Origin of the sequence: Rothia sp. HMSC072B03 (genome assembly GCF_001809565.1) — a bacterium.
GTDB classification, from domain to species: domain Bacteria; phylum Actinomycetota; class Actinomycetes; order Actinomycetales; family Micrococcaceae; genus Rothia; species Rothia mucilaginosa_A.
The window spans coordinates 618,416-618,670 of the sequence record NZ_KV797969.1 but is presented as its reverse complement, the minus strand read 5'-3'; positions in this window follow the sequence as shown (position 1 = coordinate 618,670).

Sequence of the window (255 nt, the reverse complement as noted above, 5' to 3'; positions counted from 1 at the left end):
AAAGGCTCTCCGGTATCCCGGAGAGCCTTTTCTGTATGTGCTAGATCTAGCGAAACTGAACTTTGACGGCATAGCGGCGATGCGGAGCGGGGGCTCCGTCCTCGAAGCGCCCCCAGGCGCTGAAGAGGGGGCACTCCCCCGCGAGCATCGTCCGCAAGCCGGCTGTGCAGAACTTACGCGAGCATCGTCCGCGTGCCGCATATACAAACTGTTTACATACGCAGAAAAGGCTCTCCGGTATCCCGGAGAGCCTTT